This is a genomic window from Alienimonas californiensis, assembly GCF_007743815.1.
GTDB lineage: Bacteria > Planctomycetota > Planctomycetia > Planctomycetales > Planctomycetaceae > Alienimonas > Alienimonas californiensis.
In genome coordinates this window covers 1,053,835-1,069,374 of sequence record NZ_CP036265.1, presented here as the reverse complement: position 1 = coordinate 1,069,374, position 15,540 = coordinate 1,053,835, and the positions used below count along the sequence as shown (strand labels likewise).

General features: G+C 70.0%; 16 protein-coding genes. 9 read left to right on the top strand and 7 right to left on the bottom strand.

Annotation, left to right across the window (positions count from 1 at the left end; translation table 11 throughout):
- Positions 1-115 precede the first annotated feature (115 nt).
- Together CA12_RS04140 and CA12_RS04135 are read right to left on the bottom strand one after the other, a co-directional pair.
- Positions 116-1,306, bottom strand: coding sequence for a DUF1559 family PulG-like putative transporter (locus tag CA12_RS04140; protein ID WP_145357617.1), 1,191 nt, complete (start codon positions 1,304-1,306; stop codon positions 116-118).
- 367 nt (positions 1,307-1,673) lie between these two features.
- The gene (locus CA12_RS04135) at positions 1,674-2,864 is read right to left on the bottom strand and encodes a DUF1559 domain-containing protein (RefSeq protein WP_145357616.1); all 1,191 of its coding nucleotides are present in this window, start codon (positions 2,862-2,864) and stop codon (positions 1,674-1,676) included.
- Positions 2,865-3,154: 290 nt separating this feature from the next.
- On the opposite strand from CA12_RS04135, the gene CA12_RS04130 reads away from it, so the two are divergent.
- Positions 3,155-3,385: a hypothetical protein gene (locus tag CA12_RS04130; protein WP_145357615.1), complete on the top strand. Its 231-nt coding sequence runs from the start codon at positions 3,155-3,157 to the stop codon at positions 3,383-3,385.
- A 122-nt stretch (positions 3,386-3,507) separates the two neighbouring features.
- Here the strand turns inward: CA12_RS04130 and CA12_RS21820 are convergent, their stop codons facing one another.
- The 3 genes from CA12_RS21820 to CA12_RS04120 all read right to left on the bottom strand — a co-directional run bounded on the left by CA12_RS21820 (position 3,508) and on the right by CA12_RS04120 (position 6,628).
- Entirely contained in the window at positions 3,508-3,684 is a 177-nt protein-coding gene (locus CA12_RS21820; RefSeq protein ID WP_165700542.1) for an H-X9-DG-CTERM domain-containing protein, read from the bottom strand.
- A gap of 199 nt (positions 3,685-3,883) precedes the next feature.
- Positions 3,884-5,032 (bottom strand): DUF1559 domain-containing protein, encoded by a 1,149-nt coding sequence (locus CA12_RS04125; protein WP_145357614.1) that lies wholly within the window; start codon positions 5,030-5,032, stop codon positions 3,884-3,886.
- A 381-nt stretch (positions 5,033-5,413) separates the two neighbouring features.
- Complete coding sequence (locus CA12_RS04120; protein ID WP_145361304.1) at positions 5,414-6,628, bottom strand: DUF1559 domain-containing protein; 1,215 nt, start codon at positions 6,626-6,628, stop codon at positions 5,414-5,416.
- A 300-nt stretch (positions 6,629-6,928) separates the two neighbouring features.
- Between CA12_RS04120 and CA12_RS04115 the strand changes: the two genes are divergently transcribed.
- Entirely contained in the window at positions 6,929-7,126 is a 198-nt protein-coding gene (locus tag CA12_RS04115; protein WP_145357613.1) for a hypothetical protein, read from the top strand.
- Positions 7,127-7,252: 126 nt separating this feature from the next.
- Here CA12_RS04115 and xylA read toward each other — a convergent pair whose 3' ends face one another.
- Complete coding sequence (gene xylA, locus CA12_RS04110; RefSeq protein WP_145357612.1) at positions 7,253-8,569, bottom strand: xylose isomerase; 1,317 nt, start codon at positions 8,567-8,569, stop codon at positions 7,253-7,255.
- 238 nt (positions 8,570-8,807) lie between these two features.
- Between xylA and CA12_RS04105 the strand changes: the two genes are divergently transcribed.
- From CA12_RS04105 to CA12_RS04075, 7 genes are all read left to right on the top strand, one after another.
- Positions 8,808-9,416: a hypothetical protein gene (locus CA12_RS04105; RefSeq protein ID WP_145357611.1), complete on the top strand. Its 609-nt coding sequence runs from the start codon at positions 8,808-8,810 to the stop codon at positions 9,414-9,416.
- Between the two features lie 138 nt (positions 9,417-9,554).
- On the top strand, positions 9,555-10,163 hold the full coding sequence (locus tag CA12_RS04100; RefSeq protein WP_145357610.1) for a thioredoxin family protein: 609 nt from the start codon (positions 9,555-9,557) through the stop codon (positions 10,161-10,163).
- Positions 10,160-11,833 carry a murein biosynthesis integral membrane protein MurJ gene (gene murJ, locus CA12_RS04095; RefSeq protein WP_165700541.1) on the top strand — a complete coding sequence of 558 codons (1,674 nt, stop codon included), beginning with the start codon at positions 10,160-10,162 and terminating at the stop codon, positions 11,831-11,833. Before CA12_RS04100 ends, murJ begins: the two co-directional genes overlap by 4 nt.
- A gap of 386 nt (positions 11,834-12,219) precedes the next feature.
- The gene (locus CA12_RS04090; RefSeq protein ID WP_145357608.1) at positions 12,220-12,501 is read left to right on the top strand and encodes a DUF427 domain-containing protein; all 282 of its coding nucleotides are present in this window, start codon (positions 12,220-12,222) and stop codon (positions 12,499-12,501) included.
- Positions 12,498-13,046, top strand: a complete 549-nt coding sequence (locus tag CA12_RS04085; protein ID WP_165700540.1) for a DinB family protein — start codon at positions 12,498-12,500, stop codon at positions 13,044-13,046. The genes CA12_RS04090 and CA12_RS04085 overlap by 4 nt, the downstream gene beginning before the upstream one ends.
- Positions 13,047-13,141: 95 nt before the next feature.
- Positions 13,142-13,819 carry a hypothetical protein gene (locus tag CA12_RS04080; RefSeq protein ID WP_145357606.1) on the top strand — a complete coding sequence of 226 codons (678 nt, stop codon included), beginning with the start codon at positions 13,142-13,144 and terminating at the stop codon, positions 13,817-13,819.
- A gap of 419 nt (positions 13,820-14,238) precedes the next feature.
- The gene (locus CA12_RS04075; RefSeq protein ID WP_145357605.1) at positions 14,239-14,505 is read left to right on the top strand and encodes a hypothetical protein; all 267 of its coding nucleotides are present in this window, start codon (positions 14,239-14,241) and stop codon (positions 14,503-14,505) included.
- 86 nt (positions 14,506-14,591) lie between these two features.
- On the opposite strand, the gene CA12_RS04070 is transcribed toward CA12_RS04075, so the two are convergent.
- Positions 14,592-15,479: a hypothetical protein gene (locus tag CA12_RS04070; RefSeq protein WP_145357604.1), complete on the bottom strand. Its 888-nt coding sequence runs from the start codon at positions 15,477-15,479 to the stop codon at positions 14,592-14,594.
- Positions 15,480-15,540: the final 61 nt, after the last annotated feature.

Below are 15,540 nucleotides of genomic sequence, written 5' to 3'. Positions count from 1 at the left end.
GACCGGCTCCAAACAAGAAGGCCCGGGAGGCGTTTGCCTCCCGGGCCTTTTTGCATCCCGGAGTCCGTGGTTCACGGTCCTTGGCCAGCGGTCGGTCGCTCAGACCGTGTCTCTCTCAAAACTCACCGGTCACTTCGCCGCCGTTCCGGCTGCCTAGGGCGCCCCAGGTGCCGTAGGGGCTCTTGCCCTTGGTCGGCGTGGCGGCGGACTGGTTGCCGGCGTCGATCGTTTCGGAGATGAACGTCACCGAGCCGTCGCACATCACGAACTGGGCGCCGCCGGTGTGGTAGCTGCCGGCGGAGAAGATGCCTCGGCCGTAGACGAAGCCCCGCCAGGTGTCGGTGCCGTCGGGCTCGCCCTGACAGCTCGGGCTGTTGGGGGGCAGGATGGTGTTGAACCCGGTGGCGCCGGCGCCGCCGGCGGTCCAGATGCTGCCGCGGCTCGTGCTGTAGGTGACGGTGTCGAGATAGGTGCCGGGGTTGTTGGGGTCGGAGACGACGTCCACGCAGTTGGCGACCGGGTCGGCGAAGCTACCGTTGGTCGCGGTGAGGGAGGAGGGCACGACGTAGCCGCCCTGGAACGCCTTGGACCCGTTGTCGCGGCCGATTTCGCCGATCAGGATCGTGTTGACGGTGCCGTCGCGGGCGTCCCGCAGGCCCATGTGGAGCCGGGGGTTGGCGCTGGCGGCCCCGGCGAACATGCCGCGGGATTGGCTGAGGTTGTTGGTGTTATTGCCGGCGCCGTTGTCGCCCCAGTTGGCGGCGTAGTTGGTGTCGGCGACGCCGGTCGGCTGGGCGCCGTCGGTCGGGCAGAGCAGCGTGGCGATCTGGTTCTTCCACGGCGGGTAGGAGTCGTTGTCCACCTTCGGGCCGCCCGCGGCGTAGTCCGGCGTGCCGTCGCCGTTCGTGTCCAGCGGCCGACTGATCTGGTTCCACAGCGCCGTCTGGTCCATGTAGGGCAGCAGGGGAATCAGGTAGCCGGCCCAGCCCTGGTTGCTCTGGGTGCTGATGTCGGAGCCGACGGTCACCTGCGTCCCGCCCTTGCCGGCCGGGAAGACCTTGTACGTGCTGTGATAGTTATGCATCGCCAGCCCCAACTGCTTGAGGTTGTTCTGGCACTGACTGCGGCGGGCGGCCTCACGGGCCTGCTGCACGGCGGGCAGCAGCAGGCTCACCAGGATCGCAATGATGGCAATGACCACCAGCAGTTCGATCAGCGTGAAGCCGGACCGCAGGGAGGGCGGGGCGAGGAGCGGCCGAGTCGAGCGGTGACTTGAAGACCGGCGACTTAAAGAGCGGTGAGACATCACGACAGGAGTCAGGGGAGCAGGAAGGAATCGGCGCCGCCGAATGGAGGGATCAGGCAGGGCGACGCGGCGAGGGAACGCCAAAGGGTACGGAACAGTCCCTCTAGTTCAATACATCAACCGGAGCTGGCTCGTCGGATTGCTCCTTCGGCAGTCCGGAAACGGCGCCGGACAGTCTGGGTCCGGCCGCTTCAACCGCGCTTCCCGGCCCCGGCGAGACGCCGGATCGTGGGGCCGGGAACAGCGCCGCAACGTCTGCCGTCCCCCGCTGAGGCGCACGAAAGAACCCGGGAGGCGTGGGCCTCCCGGGGCAGTCGAGGCATCGGAGCGGTCCGGGCCGAAGGCCGGCCCGGGCGCCGGCGCCGGATCAATACTCGTCGACGACTTCGCCGCCGGAGCGGGTGCCCAGGGCGCCCCAGACGCCGTAGGGGCTCTTGCCGGAGGTCACGGAATCGGCGGTCTGGGTGCCGGCGTTGATGGTCTCGGAGAGGAAACTCACCGAGCCGTCGCACATCACCACCTGAATGCCGCCGGTGTGATACGAGCCGGCGGAGAGGATGCCGCCGTTGACCCGCTCCCACCAGTTCGAGGCGCTTCCGGTGGCGCAGGACGGGCTGTTGGGGGGCAGGATCGTGTTAAACCCGGTGTAGGGCACGGTGCCCAGGGCGTAGGCGGTGCCGCGGTCGCCGCGATAGGCGACGGAGGCGACGTACTTGCCCGGGTTGTTCGGGTCGGTCACGACGTCGACGCACTGGGTCTGCGGATTGGAGTACGTGCCTGCGCTGGCGCCGGCGGAGAGGCTCATCTCCGCAGCGAACCCGCCCTGATAAGAACGGGAGCCGTCGTCGCGGCCGATCTCACCGATCAGAATCGTCGAGGTCGTCCCGTCGCGGGCGTCACGCAGTCCGAGGTTGACGAAGCCGTTGCCGGAGGTGCTCCAGGCGTCCCCGGCGAACATGCCGCGGGCCTGGGAGCGGTTGCCGCGGCCGTTCCCGTAGCCGTTGTCGCCCCAGTTGGCGGCGTAGTTGGTGTCGGCGGTGCCGGAGACGGGGGCGGAGTCGGTCGGGCACAGCAGCGTCGAAATCTGCGTCCGCCACGGCACGTAGCTGCTGGAGACCGGCTGACCGCCGAAGGCGGGGTACCGGTAGGGGTTCCCGCTGATAGTGCCGTCCAGCGGGTTGGTGATCTGGTTCCACAGGGCCGTCTGGTCCAGGAAGGGCAGCAGCGGCACCAGGTAGCCGAGGTTCCCCTCGTTGCTGCCGTGCCACGGGTTCGGGGCGGCCGGGTCCGGCGTCGAGGTCCCGCCCATCCCGGCGGGGAACGTCTTGTAGGTGCTGTGATAGTTGTGCATCGCCAGCCCCAACTGCTTGAGGTTGTTCTGGCACTGGCTGCGCCGGGCCGCTTCGCGGGCCTGCTGCACCGCGGGCAGCAGCAGGGAGACCAGGATCGCAATGATGGCAATGACCACCAGCAGTTCGATCAAAGTGAACCCGAAGCGACGCGGCGGGGGGACGGGCTGCCGGGCGGAACCGCGGCCAACACAGACGTGCGACATCATGGAGCGCTGAGGACTGGAAGGGGACGAGGAAGAATGCGACGTTGGGGTCGACCCTGAGGGCTGCTCAGGGACGCAACGGGCGAGAAGAGTACGGAACAGTGACTGTTGTTCAATGGCCCCACTTCCTGCCGGATGCGGCAAAGTTCCCGCTCTCCCGCCGAAAAGGCGTCCCGAAGAGTCCTCCCGACCGTTTCAAAGCGATCGTCTCCCGCCTACCTTCCGCCGCGAGGCGGCCGGCCAAGCGGCCCGTTCCCTCCCTGTTTCTTCCTCTGTCGTCAGATTGATCCGCCATGTCCCGCCTCGCTCGTTCCCTGTCCGCCGCCGTCCTTTCCGCGGCATTGCCGGCGGCCACGTTGCCGTGCCTCGGCGCCCTCGGCCTGTGCACGGCGTTGGTAGGCTGCTCGTCCGGCGTGACGGAGGGCGAGATTGAGGCACCGGAAGTGGACGAGGCGGACGCTGCGGTCGAACAGCTCTCCCCGGAGGAGCGTGCCGAGATGGAACGCATCCGCAGCGGCCGCTGAGCGGCGATTCCCGATCGGAACCGCGTCCGGTCAATGAACGAACCGACCCGGGGGAACGTTCCCCCGGGTCGGTTCGGTAAAGCAAACGTGACGCTCGGGCTGACGGGCGGCCCGTGGTCGGGTCAGAACTCGCCGACCAATTCGCCGCCGGAGCGGCTGCCGAGGGCGCCCCAGGTGCCGTGGTTGCTCTTGCCGCTGGTCACCACACCGGCGGACTGGTTGCCGGCGTCGATCGTTCCGGAGATGAACCTCACGCTGCCGTCGCCCAGAACCGCCTGCTCGCCGCCGGCAGCTATCACACCGGCGGCGTGCAGGCGGTCATTGCGATAGCGAGATTCGGAGAGCTGGACGGGGCCGTGTGGTGGAGCGGATCGAGGCCGCGGATCGAAAGCGACCGCCGCTCCCGTGACGACAGCGATAGTCTCTCAATGAATACAGCCCCCCGCCTCAAGAGGCGGGGGGCTGCGGAGAGTCACGCCGTTCCGTGGGAACTCCGGTTCAGTAACCGTTTGTCACTTCGTCGCCGTTCCGGCTGCCCAGGGCGCCCCAGGTGCCGTAAGGGCTCTTGCCGCTCTGAGGCATGGGGGCGTTCTGGTTGCCGGCGTCGATCGTCTCGCTGATGAACGCGACGGACCCGTCGCCGAACACCGCCTGGGCTCCGCCGGTGTGGTAGCTCCCGGCCGAGTAGATACCGTCGCCCCAGTCCGTCCCGTCCGCGGCGCAGCTCGGGCCGTTCGGGGGGAAGATCGTGGTAAAGCCGGTATACGCCGCGCCGCCGTCCGCCCACCGCGAGCCGCGGCCACGGAGGCCGGCGGTGCTGATATACTTCCCGGGGTTGGCGGGATCGTTGGCCGGGGTGAGGCAGGCCGCCGAAGGCGTGGCGATCAACGTCGCTTTCGAGATGTTCCCCCCGAAGTTCTGAGCATAGCTTCCCTGATAAGAGCGAGATCCGTCGCTGCGACCGTTTTCGGCCATCAGCAGGGTGCTGGTCGTGCCGTCCCGCATATCGCGCATACCGGACGAGTTGGTCGCGCCGAACATGCCGCGGACCCGGGGGTTGGTGCCGAAGGAGTCGTCCATCCCGTCGCCGTTGTCGCCCCAGTTGAACGAATAGTTCGTCACAGCCAAGGAGGTCGAACTCGTGCTAGCGCCGTCGCTGGGGCACAGTAGCGCCGCAACCTGGACCCTCCACGGCGGGTAGTTGGTCTCCCAGGGGCGGGCGCCCATCGACGGGGCGGCGGTTTGGGTACCGCTCAGATCGAAGACCAACGGCTTCGAGATCTGGTTCCAGTGCGCCGTCTGGTCCATGTACGGCAGCAGCGGGACGTGGGTCCCCAGCCGGCCGCCGTTGCTCGTGTAGTTGCCGGCCGGCATCGGTGTCGCGGTCGGCGGCGTGCCGTTGGTGCCGCCGCGTCCGAGCGGGAACACGTTGAACGTGCTGTGATAGTTGTGCAGCGCCAGGCCGAGCTGTTTCAGGTTGTTCTGGCACTGGCTGCGGCGGGCCGCCTCCCGGGCCTGCTGCACCGCGGGCAGCAGCAGCGACACCAGGATCGCGATGATCGCGATGACCACCAGCAGTTCGATCAGCGTGAAGCCGGAGCGAAGGATGGACGACGTCCGCACGAGGGCGGACCGGGAGCGCGACATGGGGGGAGAATCCCGGAAAAGGGAGACGCGAGGAGGCGCCACGCAGATCGGGGAGGAAAGCCCTGGCAGTCCCGACTGTGACGAGAAGCGGTTTATGTTACGCTGAGGGGGCGGTCGACGCAATCGGCATTCGTGTTGCAAGCCGTCCGGCGGCGTCCCCATGTGGGTCTCAGGGACGGCCGGGTCCCCGGTCCCCGGTCCCCGGTCCCCGGTCCCCGGTCCGCTGCCCGGCGACGGCTCATCGGTTGAACTCCAAAAAAAATCGCCGCGTCGCAACGGGTTGCGACGCGGCAGAAGGAGCCGACTGATCTACGTTCGGTGCGGCCGGATCTGAGCGGACTCGGCCGTACGAGGGCTCGCTCAACCGACCGGTTCGTAGAATTAGTTGTTGGTGACGGTTTCCCCGGCGCTCCGGGTGCCCATCGCGCCCCAGACGCCGTAGGGGCTCTGGCCGCTACTGACGGTGTTCCGCGTCAGGTCCCCGGTGTCGATCGTGTCGGAGACGAACTGCACCGACCCGTCGGCCATCACCACCTGACACCCGCCGGAGTGGTACGACCCGGCGGAGTAGATGCCGCCGTGCTGGTTCCGCCACCAATCGTTGCCGGTGTCCTGAACGCCGTCGCAGTTCGGACCGTTCGGCGGGAAGATCGTGTTGAACCCGGTCCACAGCGGCGAACCCAGCCCCCATACGGACCCGCGACGAATGGTCTCGTTGTCAAAGACGCTGACCGACTGGTTGTAGAATCCGGGGTTCTGCGGGTCGTTCACAACGTCCAGGCAGGTGGTTTTCGGGCTGGACTGGGTGCGGGCGGAGTTGTCCCGGCCGAGGTCGACGTCCTGGGCGACGGAACCGCGGAAGGCGCGTTCTTCGCCGCGGGCGATCTCGCCGAACAGAATCGTGTTGGTGGTCCCGTCTTTGGCGGCATTCAGACCGAAGTGCACGTTGCCGTTCCCGCCGTCGTCGTTCCAGCGCCCGCCGCCGGCCATGCCGCGCTGCGCCTTGCTCGCACCGTCCCAGTTCGCCGGGTTGCCGTTGCCGTAGCCGTTATCGCCCCAGTTCATCGCGTAGTTCGTTTCCGCGTGGTTCCGCGGCGGGGCGCCGTCGGAAGGGCACAGCAGAACGGCCGTTTGGGTGAACCAGGGCAGGTAGCCGTTGGAGTCCCAGTGGATCGGCTGGGGACCGAACGGGGGGAAGATCTTCGAGGGATCTTTCGGGCTGGTGTACGGGCGGCTGATCTGGTTCCACAGGGCCGTCTGATCCAGGAAGGGCAGCAGGGCGACCAGCGGGCTGAGGGCGCCCTCGTTGGTGCAGTTCCAGTTCGTGTCCGAGTAGCACTGGTCGGCGACGTTGCTGACGTCGCCCGTGCCGCCGGCGGCGGCCGGAAAGGTCTCGTACGTGCTGTGGTAGTTGTGCATGGCCAGTCCCAACTGCTTGAGGTTGTTCTGGCACTGGCTGCGGCGGGCGGCCTCGCGGGCCTGCTGCACGGCGGGGAGCAGCAGGCTGACCAGGATCGCGATGATCGCGATGACCACCAGCAGTTCGATCAGCGTGAAGCCGGCGCGTGGCCGTCTTGACCGAGCGGGGATACGCATCTGGAAGGCTCCCAAGGTAAGGAAAGGACGAGAGGGGACCGCAGGGCGACACGACGCCGCTCTAGAAAAAACGGCTCCCGCCGCAAAGTTAACCCCGCTTTCGCATCGGCAACACCCAACGCGTCGGAAGGTTCCGATGTTTTTTCGGAAACGAGTCAGATTTCTCCGATCCGATCGTTCCGGCGCACGGACGCTTTGTGTACTGACGATCGGCCGTCGCGGTCCGGCCCAGCGGTCGCCCCCGCCCGCTGCCGCCGGCCGACGCCTCCCTTCCCCTTCCCAAACGATCAGGGTTTTCCGATGCGTTTTTCTCTCCTGTCCTGCCGGCCCCTCGTCTCGCTGGGCCGTTCCGCCGCGTTGGCCGCGGCCCTGGCGGCGCCCGTCGCCTTTGCGGCCGGCTGCGCGGAGCACGAAGACGGCCTCATCGAGCCGTCCGAAGAAGATCTGCAGGACCTGGAGGAGCTCCGCCAGCAGTCCGGGGGCACGGAGTACAAATGACCGGACGGAGGCCCGCCGCACGGTCCGACCCGGCAGCGAGCCCGGTCGGACCGTGCGGCGGCGCTCGCCGGGGCCGGTTCGCCTCGGGCGTCGTCGGACCTCAGCGTCCGCTTCCGCAGTTCGCCGTCAGATGTACCGATTCACAATGTTCTCCAGCAGCTCCTGACGGCCGCTGGCGATCGTCGGTTCGCCGTGCTCGGTCACCCAGGCTTCGCAGTCGGCGAAGGTGGCCTCGCCGGCTTCGATTTTGGCGCCCAGGCCGTCGTCGTAGCTGGCGTAGCGCTCCTTCACGAAGTCGTTGAGCACGCCGTCCTTACGGATCGCGGCGGCGACCTTGGCGCCCTTGGCGAAGGCGTCCATCCCGCCGATGTGGGCGTGGAACAGGTCGATCGGCTCGAAGCTTTCCCGCCGCACCTTCGCGTCGAAGTTCAGCCCGCCGGGGGCCAGCCCGCCGTACTCCAGGATCACCAGCATGCACTGGGTCGTGAGATAATAATCGGTGGGGAACTGGTCGGTGTCCCAGCCCAGCAGGGCGTCGCCGGTGTTGGCGTCCACGCTGCCCAGGGCGTTTTGAATCCGGGCGTATTCCAGTTCGTGCATCATCGAGTGTCCCGCCAGGGTGGCGTGGTTGGCCTCGATGTTCATCTTGACCCGATCCTGCAGCCCGTTGATCCGCAGGAAGTTCATGCAGGCGGCGACGTCGAAGTCGTATTGATGCTTCGTCGGCTCCTTGGGCTTCGGCTCGAACAGGAACTGCCCTTTGAAGCCGATCTCGTCGGCGTAGTCCGCCGCCATGTGCATGAAGCGGGCGAGGTGGTCCAGCTCCCGCTGCATGTCCGTGTTATAGAGATTGAAGTAGCCCTCCCGGCCGCCCCAGAAGACGTAGTTCTCTCCGCCGAGCTCCTGGGTGACTTCGATCGCCTTCTTCACCTGGGCGGCGGCGTGGGCGAACACGCCGGCCTGCGGGCTGGTGGCGGCGCCGTGCATATAACGCGGGTGGCTGAACAGGTTCGCCGTGCCCCACAGCAGGTTGATGCCGGTCTCGCCCTGCTTCTCCTTCAACTTGGCGGCGACCTGGTCGAACCGGGCGTTGGTCTCCTTGAGGTTCGCCCCGGCGCCGCTGACGTCGCGGTCGTGGAAGCAATAGAAGGGCGCCCCGAGCTTCTGCATGAACTCGAAGGCGACGTCCACGCGCTTCAGGTCCATCTCGACGGAGTCCGTGCCGTCTTCCCAGGGCCGTTGGGCGGTGCCGGGGCCGAACGGGTCGCTGCCGGTCCCGCGGAAGGTGTGCCAGTAGGCCACCGCGAACCGGAACAGGTCCTTCATGGACTGCCCCTCGACGACCTCGTCGGGGTTGTAGTGCCGGAAGGCGAGGGGGTTCTTGCTGTCCGGGCCCTCGTAGCGGATCGGCTCGGGGACTTCGGGGAAGTAGACGGTGGACATCGGCGCAGAACGTGACGGAAGGGGGCGAACGGCCGGCAGGATACCCGCCCCCCGCCGAAGTCGCATGCGTTCCCGGCGATGCACGCCGGCGCCGACGGGAGAGCGGAGCGGTCGGCCTTCGGCCCTCGACGGCCGCTTGGGGGGCTGCTCAGGGGGGGCCCTGCTTGGGGGGCGAAGTGAACGGGGCCGGGACGCACCTCGCGTTCCCGCGGCGCCGATGACCTGCTAGATGGCACCCGTGCGCATTCCCCCCGCCCCTCGCCGGCCGATCGCGGCGCCCTGCGCGGCGCTGTGCCTGCTGCTGGGTGCCGGGCTGCTCGGGCTGACGGGCTGTAGCGCGGTGGCGGTGCGGGCTCCGGACGCCCCGGCGCCCTCCAAGGTGATGCTGACGGCGAACTACGACGCGGCCTGGGAGACGACCGTCTCCACGTTGCACCGCTTCGGCTTTCGCACCGCCGAGGAGAACAAGCTGGACGGCACCATCGAGACCGCCTGGGTCGTCGGCAGCGGTTTGGGCGAGCCATGGCGGGACGACAGCGTCGGCTTCGCCAACCGCCTCGAAGACACCCTCCAGAGCACCCGCCGCCGCGTCGTCGCCACGGTGCGGCCGGTCGCCGGGGAGTTCGGCCCGGAGGCTTACGAAGTCACCATTCGGGCGTTCAAGGAGCTGGAGGACGTCCGTGGGGTCGTGGCGAACACCACCGGCGGGGCGACCTTCCAGGCCCGCGAGCCTATCGACCGCGAACTCCAGGCGGTTCACGGACAGTTCGGCCCGATCCAGTGGGTCCCGCTGGGCCGCGACCCGGCGCTGGAGAACGAAATCGTGGCGGCTCTGGGCAAAAAGTAGGCGACCGGGCGCCGCACCCCGAGCGCCGCACCGGGCGCTCGGGACGGGCGCTGCGGACCGGGCTGATCTAGGCGGGGTGGGCGGCGCGCTCTACGCTGAGGGCGTTCGTTCCCCCGTCGCTGCGAAGTCGTGCCGCTCATGTCCCGTTCCCTGTCTCGGCCGTCGTTCGTTCCGGCGCTGCTGTGCGGACTGGCCGCCTGCGGGGCCGCGTTGGGTTTCGGGGGGTGCACCTCCGGCAGCGGGGGGCTGGCGGACTCCGCCGCCGTGGAACAGGCCGCCGCGCTTTCGGGCGAGCCGCTGCCGATCCACGACTGGACCACGGACCTCGCCGTCGCCCGGCAGACCGCCGCCGCGGAGGGCAAGGACGTGCTGATGCTGTTCACCGGCTCGGACTGGTGCCCGCCCTGCATGGCGCTGGAGAAGAGCGTGTTCGCCCAGGCGCCGGCCTCCCGGTTGGAGGACGACTTCGTCCCGGTGCTGTTCGACTTCCCCAATAAGAAGGCGCAGGCCCCGGAGATCGCCGCCCGCAACCAGCAGGTTCAGGAGGCCTACGGCGTGGCCGGCTACCCGACCGTGCTGCTGACCAGCGCCGACGGCTCGAAGTACGGCGAATTGCACTATCAGGACCGCTACGAATCCGGCGGCGCCGCCGCGTTCCTCGCCGACGCGAAGGCCCTGCGGGCCGCGAACGGCGCGGCGGGCGACGCCGAGCCGTCCGTCGGTGGCCGCCCCGCCGCCGCGGAGTGACGACGGCCGAGCCGGTCCCGGCGGACGAATCGACGCGGGCTCGGCCCCGCCGGCCGTTGACCGGGCGGGCGTTTCAGGGGGCTCCGGTCGTCGCGGCGCTCACGTTGCTCTCGCGGCTGCTCGGGCTCGCCCGGGATATGGCGACGGCGGCGGTGTTCGGCGCCGGGCCGGTGCTGGACGCCTTCACCGTCGCCTTCCGGCTGCCCAATCTGGCACGGCGGCTGTTGGGCGAGGGGGCGCTGTCGGCGGCGGTGCTGCCGGCGCTGGTCAAGACTCGGGAGGATCGGGGCGAGGTCGAGTCGGACGCCCTCGCCGCCGCGGTGATCGGCCGGCTGACCGTCGGCGTGGGGCTGGCGACGCTGCTTGCCGAGGTAGTCCTCATCCCGTTGGCGCTGGGCTGGGTCGGCGATCTCGATGAGGAATGGCGCCTGCTGTGGGGGCTGACGGCGGCCTGCGGACCGCTGGCGACCTTCACCTGCGTCGGCGCCCAGTACGCCGCGGCGCTGCACGCCCGCCGGCGGTTCGCGGCGGCGGCGCTCTGCCCGGTGTTGCTCAACCTGTTCTGGATCGCTGGGACCGTCGGCGCCGCCCTCTGGATCGCCGCCGGGGCCGGGACGGAGCGGGCCATCTACAGCGTCGCGGCGGCGGTGTCCGTGGGCGGGGCGGCTCAGGTCGTGTTGATGGCCGTCGCCCTGCGGCGGGCGGGGTTCGTCTGGCGCTGGGACCCGGTCGGCACGCGGCCGGCGCTGCGGGCGATCCGGGCCGCGGTCGCCCCGGCGCTGTTCGGGCTGTCCATCGCCCAGATGAATTCCCTGATCGACGGCTTCGCCGCCTGGGGCTTCGCGGCCCCGGCGGACGACCCGACCGCGGAGTTCCTCCCCGGCCTGCTGCCCGGCGTGGGCTACCCGCTGCGGCCGGGGGCGGCGTCGGAACTGTACTTCGGCCAGCGGCTCTATCAGTTCCCGGTCGGCCTGCTGGGGGTGACGGTCGGCACGGTGCTGTTCCCGCGGTTCGCGGCGGCGTCGCGGGGGGAGTTGCGGGGCGTCACCCTCGCCGGGCTGCGGTCGGCGCTGTATCTGGGCGTGCCGGCAAGCGTGGGGCTGGTCCTCACGGCCGACCTGCTGGCCGACGCCCTGCTGCGGCACGGCGAGTTCGACCGTCAGGCCGCCGCCGAGACCGCCGCCGCCGCCGCCTGGCTGGGGGCCGGGGCCTGGGCCGGCTGCGGGCTGTCGATCGCCTCCCGCGTGTTCTACGCCTCCGACGACCACCGCACGCCGGTCTGGGTCGGCGTGTGGGCGGTGGGGGCGAACCTCGTGTTGAACGTGGCGCTGGTCTGGCCGCTGGGCGTCTCCGGGTTGGCGGCGGCGTGTACGGCGGCGACCTGCGGGCAGTTCCTCGCCCTCCTCTGGCTGCTCCGCCGGGCGATCCCCGAGTGGCGCATGGCCGCCCTGTGGCCGGCGACGTGGCGCTCCGCGGCGGGGGCGGCCGTGGTCGCGGCGGCCTGCCTGGCCGCCCGGGCGCTGAGCGGCCCGGCGGGGCTGGGCTGGCCCGCCGAAGGGGAACTGCTCGCCGCGGTCGTCGCCGGCTCCCTCGCCTTCCTGCCCGCCGCCCGCCTGCTGGGCATGCGCGAGGCCTGGGAGTTGGTCGGCCTGGGGCGACGCAGAGTCTGACCCCGGCCGGCCTCCAATCCCCCCTCGCCCCCTTTTGGGGGAGAGGAATCGGGGGTGAGGGGGCAGTGACTGTCGAACGTCTCTCAGTGGTCGGCGCTCAGGATTGGCAGCCCGAGGCGCAAGCCGAGGCGTATACACGTGGCAGGATCACCCGGCCTCGCTTGCGCTTCGGGCTCACAATCTCCGAGCGAAGGCGTAGGAACCGTGCGTCACCCTCACCCCCAGCCCCTCTCCCTCAAGGGAGAGGGGGGAGGGCGGGGCGAACCTTGCCCGGCGGTCCTGATTTCTTCCACCCGTCCAGCGGGCAGTGGGGGGAGGACGGGGCGGTCGGGTCGCCCTACAGTCGCTCCCCGCGTTTCGTTCCCCGCTCGCCCCCCGCTGCCGCCATGAAAGCCTTTTGGAACGGTCACACGATCGCCGAAAGCGACGCCACTCGCGTCGTCGAGGGCAATCACTACTTCCCGCCGGCCGCGGTGCGGCGGGAGTTCCTCAAGCCCTCGGCCACCAAAACCACCTGCCCGTGGAAGGGCGAGGCGAGCTACTTCAATCTCGAAGTCGCCGGCGAAACGAACCCCGACGCCGCCTGGATCTATCCCACGCCCAAGGACGCCGCCGCCCAAATCGCCGACCATGTCGCCTTCTGGAAGGGCGTGGAGGTGACGGAGTGACGCCCGTCGGAGAGGCTCACGCCGCCCTCGCGGAGCGGTTGGCCGCGGAGCTGACCGGGTTCTGCGTCGCCAAGTTGCGGGATCAGGCCGCCCAGATCGACCGCTGCGTGCGGCTGCTCTCCGAGGAGCAGGTCTGGGAGCGGGCGAACGACGTGTCCAACTCGATCGGCAACCTCGTGCTGCACCTCACGGGCAACGTCCGGCAGTGGGCCGGGGAAGGGCTGGGCGGGGTGGCGTTCGACCGGGACCGCCCCGCGGAGTTCGCCCGCCGCGACCCGCTGCCGGCCGACGAGTTGCTGTCCGGCCTGCACGCCGCGATCGACGCCGCCTGCACGGCGCTGGAGCGGCTCTCGCCGGCGGAGCTGGCCGCGGAGCGAACCATTCAGGGCCGCCAGATCAGCGGCGTGGCGGCCGCGGTGCACGTCACGGAGCACTTCACCGGGCACGTCGCCCAGATCGTCGTTTACACGAAGCTGCTGACCGGGCAGGACCTGAGCCTCTACGACGACCAAGGCCGCCGGCTGGACGCGGCCGCCCGGCTTTGAGCGCCAGCCGCCTCTCAGGTTCGCCCCGATAAGCCCGGGCCCGCGGACCGATTAGGCTACGCCGTTCCGAATCTCCCCTCGCAGCGGACGACGGCATGGGCGGCGAAGTCATCACCAAGGTTCTGGTCCTGCTGGCGGGGCTGATCGCCATGGGGGCCTGTGCCGGCCCGCTGCTGTACGACCCCGCCGTCGAGGAGGCGGAGGAGGAGAACGTCCTGCAGACCGAGCCCCGCGGCCCGCTACTGGGCGACGCGAAGCCCGTCCCGGCGATCGACGAGGACGCCAACCTGGACGACGGGAACCTGGACGACGGGGCGCTCATTGACGAGGAGCCGGGCGACGACGCGGTCGTGGTGGACACGCTGCCGGAGGAGGCCGTGATCGGCGGTCCCGTGCCGGAGGCGGCCGAAGGCGAGGTCGCGGCGACGACGGAGCCGGCGATCCTCGACGTTCCCGACCTGGCCGGCGACCCGGAGCGCACGGTGATCCCGTTCTTCGTGACCCTCCCCGTACTACTGATCGCCCTGGCCCTGACGGTCTGGGCGATGGTCACGCCCGCCGCGGCGCTGGGGCGGCCGGCGCTGATCGCCGGGCTGTTCGTCCTGCTCGGCACGCTGCTGGCCTGGGGGCTGTACGAGGCGGGGCTCTCGGAGTTCGCGATGAACGGAACCGCCCTCACGGCGTGGCTCTGCGTGGGTTTCACGTTGCTCGCCGCCTGGCTGGTGATCGACGTGCTTTCGACCCCGAGCGAGGACGAAGCCGTCCCCGGCTGACGCCGCCTGGGGCCTGATCGGCGACGGCCCTGTCGAACCGTTGGGACCCGGCGCCCGATGAGCGGGCAGGTCGCTGTCCGGTGCCGCGGATGGGAGATCGGCGCCCCGGCGCCCTCCCACGAAACTCATGCGAATTGATTGAAATGCGAACCCGCTCAGCGACGCTGCCCGCTCGGTGCGCGACTTGACTCGAAACCCGCGAAAATGACCCGATGATCCGGTGAAATCCGCTTCACGTTCCGTGATGGGGGGTTGGTCCGGCGCGACGCCGGCCGACACACTTGGGTGACCCCTCCGGCATCGCCGGCGGCCCCGCCGGACAGGCCATCCCCTGGTCCGTCCCCACTCCTTCCCAGCCCTGCCGTCAGAGCCGGCTTCCCGCCCCTCTCCCGGCCCTTCCCCACCGGAAAGCTTCGAACATGACGCTCAAAGGTTTTTTCACCTACTCGCTACTGACGAACGTGGCCCTCGCCGCCGCCGTGCTCTGGCAGGAGCAGGTCCGTGCCGAAGCGATCGAACAGCAGCAGGCCGTCGCCATCGACGAGGACGTCATCTTCCGGGAACACGTCGCCCGGGAACTGGCCACCCGCGACCCCGAACGGATCGAAGGCGTGCAGCGGCTTTGTCAGGCCGAACTGGCCGAACTGAAGCCGCAGATCGAAACGATCTGGGACCCCCTGAAGTAGTCCGCACGACGGTTGCTGCCGACCACGAACCCGCCCCGGCCGGGAACGGCCGGGGCGGGTTTGCGGCGGCGTCCGCCGCGGGGCGGTCAGCGCCGCTTGGCCTGGCAGCGTTCGCACTGGCAGTGCCCGGCCGCGGGCTCGGCGGCCGCCGCCTTGGCGGCGTGCAGGAAGCCGTGCGGGCGGCAGCCCGGGCAGTCGCCCATCCCGGCGGCGTGATAGCAGTCGGCCCCCAGCCGGCAGCCGCCGGTGCTGTTCTCCGCGTGCGGACCCTTGTCGTAGTGCCGCGTCGGCCGGACGAGGCACTCCGTGTTCTCCCGGAAGTGCGGGTAGTAGGTCGGCCCGTAGCGGCTCGGCAGGTCTTCGACGGTGTAGGGGGTGTAGTCCATCCGGTCCGGCACGCAGGGCCGATCGAACAGATTCCCGAACCCTCGCGGCCGGAACGGGCTGGGACGGTACACCGCCCGGTTGGGGGCGTGGAAGCTCTTGGGGCGATACCAGATGCCGTAGCGATTCGACTGCTCCATCTGGTGGGGCAGGCCGAACGCGGGGGCGCCGGGGTCGCCGTAGTTCGGGCGGGCGCCGTACTCGGTGTCGGCGAAGAACGGCGTGCCGGGCAGGGCCTCCACCGCGGGGCGCGGCGGGCCGGGCACCCGGGCCTGGCCAAACTCCGGCGGCTCCGGGAAGCCCGGTACCGATTCATCGCCCGGCGGCGCCGGCAGCGGCGTTCCGGGGGAGTACGGCGCGCCCCCCGGGGCGTATTCCTCGTCCGAGTACCGATCGACCGGGTACTCCTGGAGGGGGTACTCCTGGCGCGGGTACTCCTGAACCGGATACTCCTCGGCGAACCCGCGGGGGGCGGGGGCGCCGGCTTCAGGAAGTTCCAGCACCGGCAGGTCGTTTCCCGGGGCGAGGGGCGCGGGCCGGTACGGCTCCTGCGCCCACGACAGCGGCGCCGCCGCGGAGAGCAGCCACACCGCCGCCGCGATCCGCCGGCGCCGCCCGGGTGAGGCGGGCCTCAACGCGATCGGCCGAGTT

What these genes read in the sequence shown, in the direction of transcription:
- CA12_RS04090 (WP_145357608.1), top strand. Translation starts at nt 12,220, where the DNA reads ATGAAAGCCTTTTGGAACGGTCACACGATCGCCGAAAGCGACGCCACT.
- CA12_RS04100 (WP_145357610.1), top strand. Translation starts at nt 9,555, where the DNA reads ATGTCCCGTTCCCTGTCTCGGCCGTCGTTCGTTCCGGCGCTGCTGTGC.
- CA12_RS04080 (WP_145357606.1), top strand. Translation starts at nt 13,142, where the DNA reads ATGGGCGGCGAAGTCATCACCAAGGTTCTGGTCCTGCTGGCGGGGCTG.
- CA12_RS04140 (WP_145357617.1), bottom strand. Translation starts at nt 1,306, where the DNA reads ATGTCTCACCGCTCTTTAAGTCGCCGGTCTTCAAGTCACCGCTCGACT.
- xylA (WP_145357612.1), bottom strand. Translation starts at nt 8,569, where the DNA reads ATGTCCACCGTCTACTTCCCCGAAGTCCCCGAGCCGATCCGCTACGAG.
- CA12_RS04125 (WP_145357614.1), bottom strand. Translation starts at nt 5,032, where the DNA reads ATGTCGCGCTCCCGGTCCGCCCTCGTGCGGACGTCGTCCATCCTTCGC.
- CA12_RS04075 (WP_145357605.1), top strand. Translation starts at nt 14,239, where the DNA reads ATGACGCTCAAAGGTTTTTTCACCTACTCGCTACTGACGAACGTGGCC.
- CA12_RS04130 (WP_145357615.1), top strand. Translation starts at nt 3,155, where the DNA reads ATGTCCCGCCTCGCTCGTTCCCTGTCCGCCGCCGTCCTTTCCGCGGCA.
- CA12_RS04115 (WP_145357613.1), top strand. Translation starts at nt 6,929, where the DNA reads ATGCGTTTTTCTCTCCTGTCCTGCCGGCCCCTCGTCTCGCTGGGCCGT.
- CA12_RS04135 (WP_145357616.1), bottom strand. Translation starts at nt 2,864, where the DNA reads ATGATGTCGCACGTCTGTGTTGGCCGCGGTTCCGCCCGGCAGCCCGTC.
- CA12_RS04120 (WP_145361304.1), bottom strand. Translation starts at nt 6,628, where the DNA reads ATGCGTATCCCCGCTCGGTCAAGACGGCCACGCGCCGGCTTCACGCTG.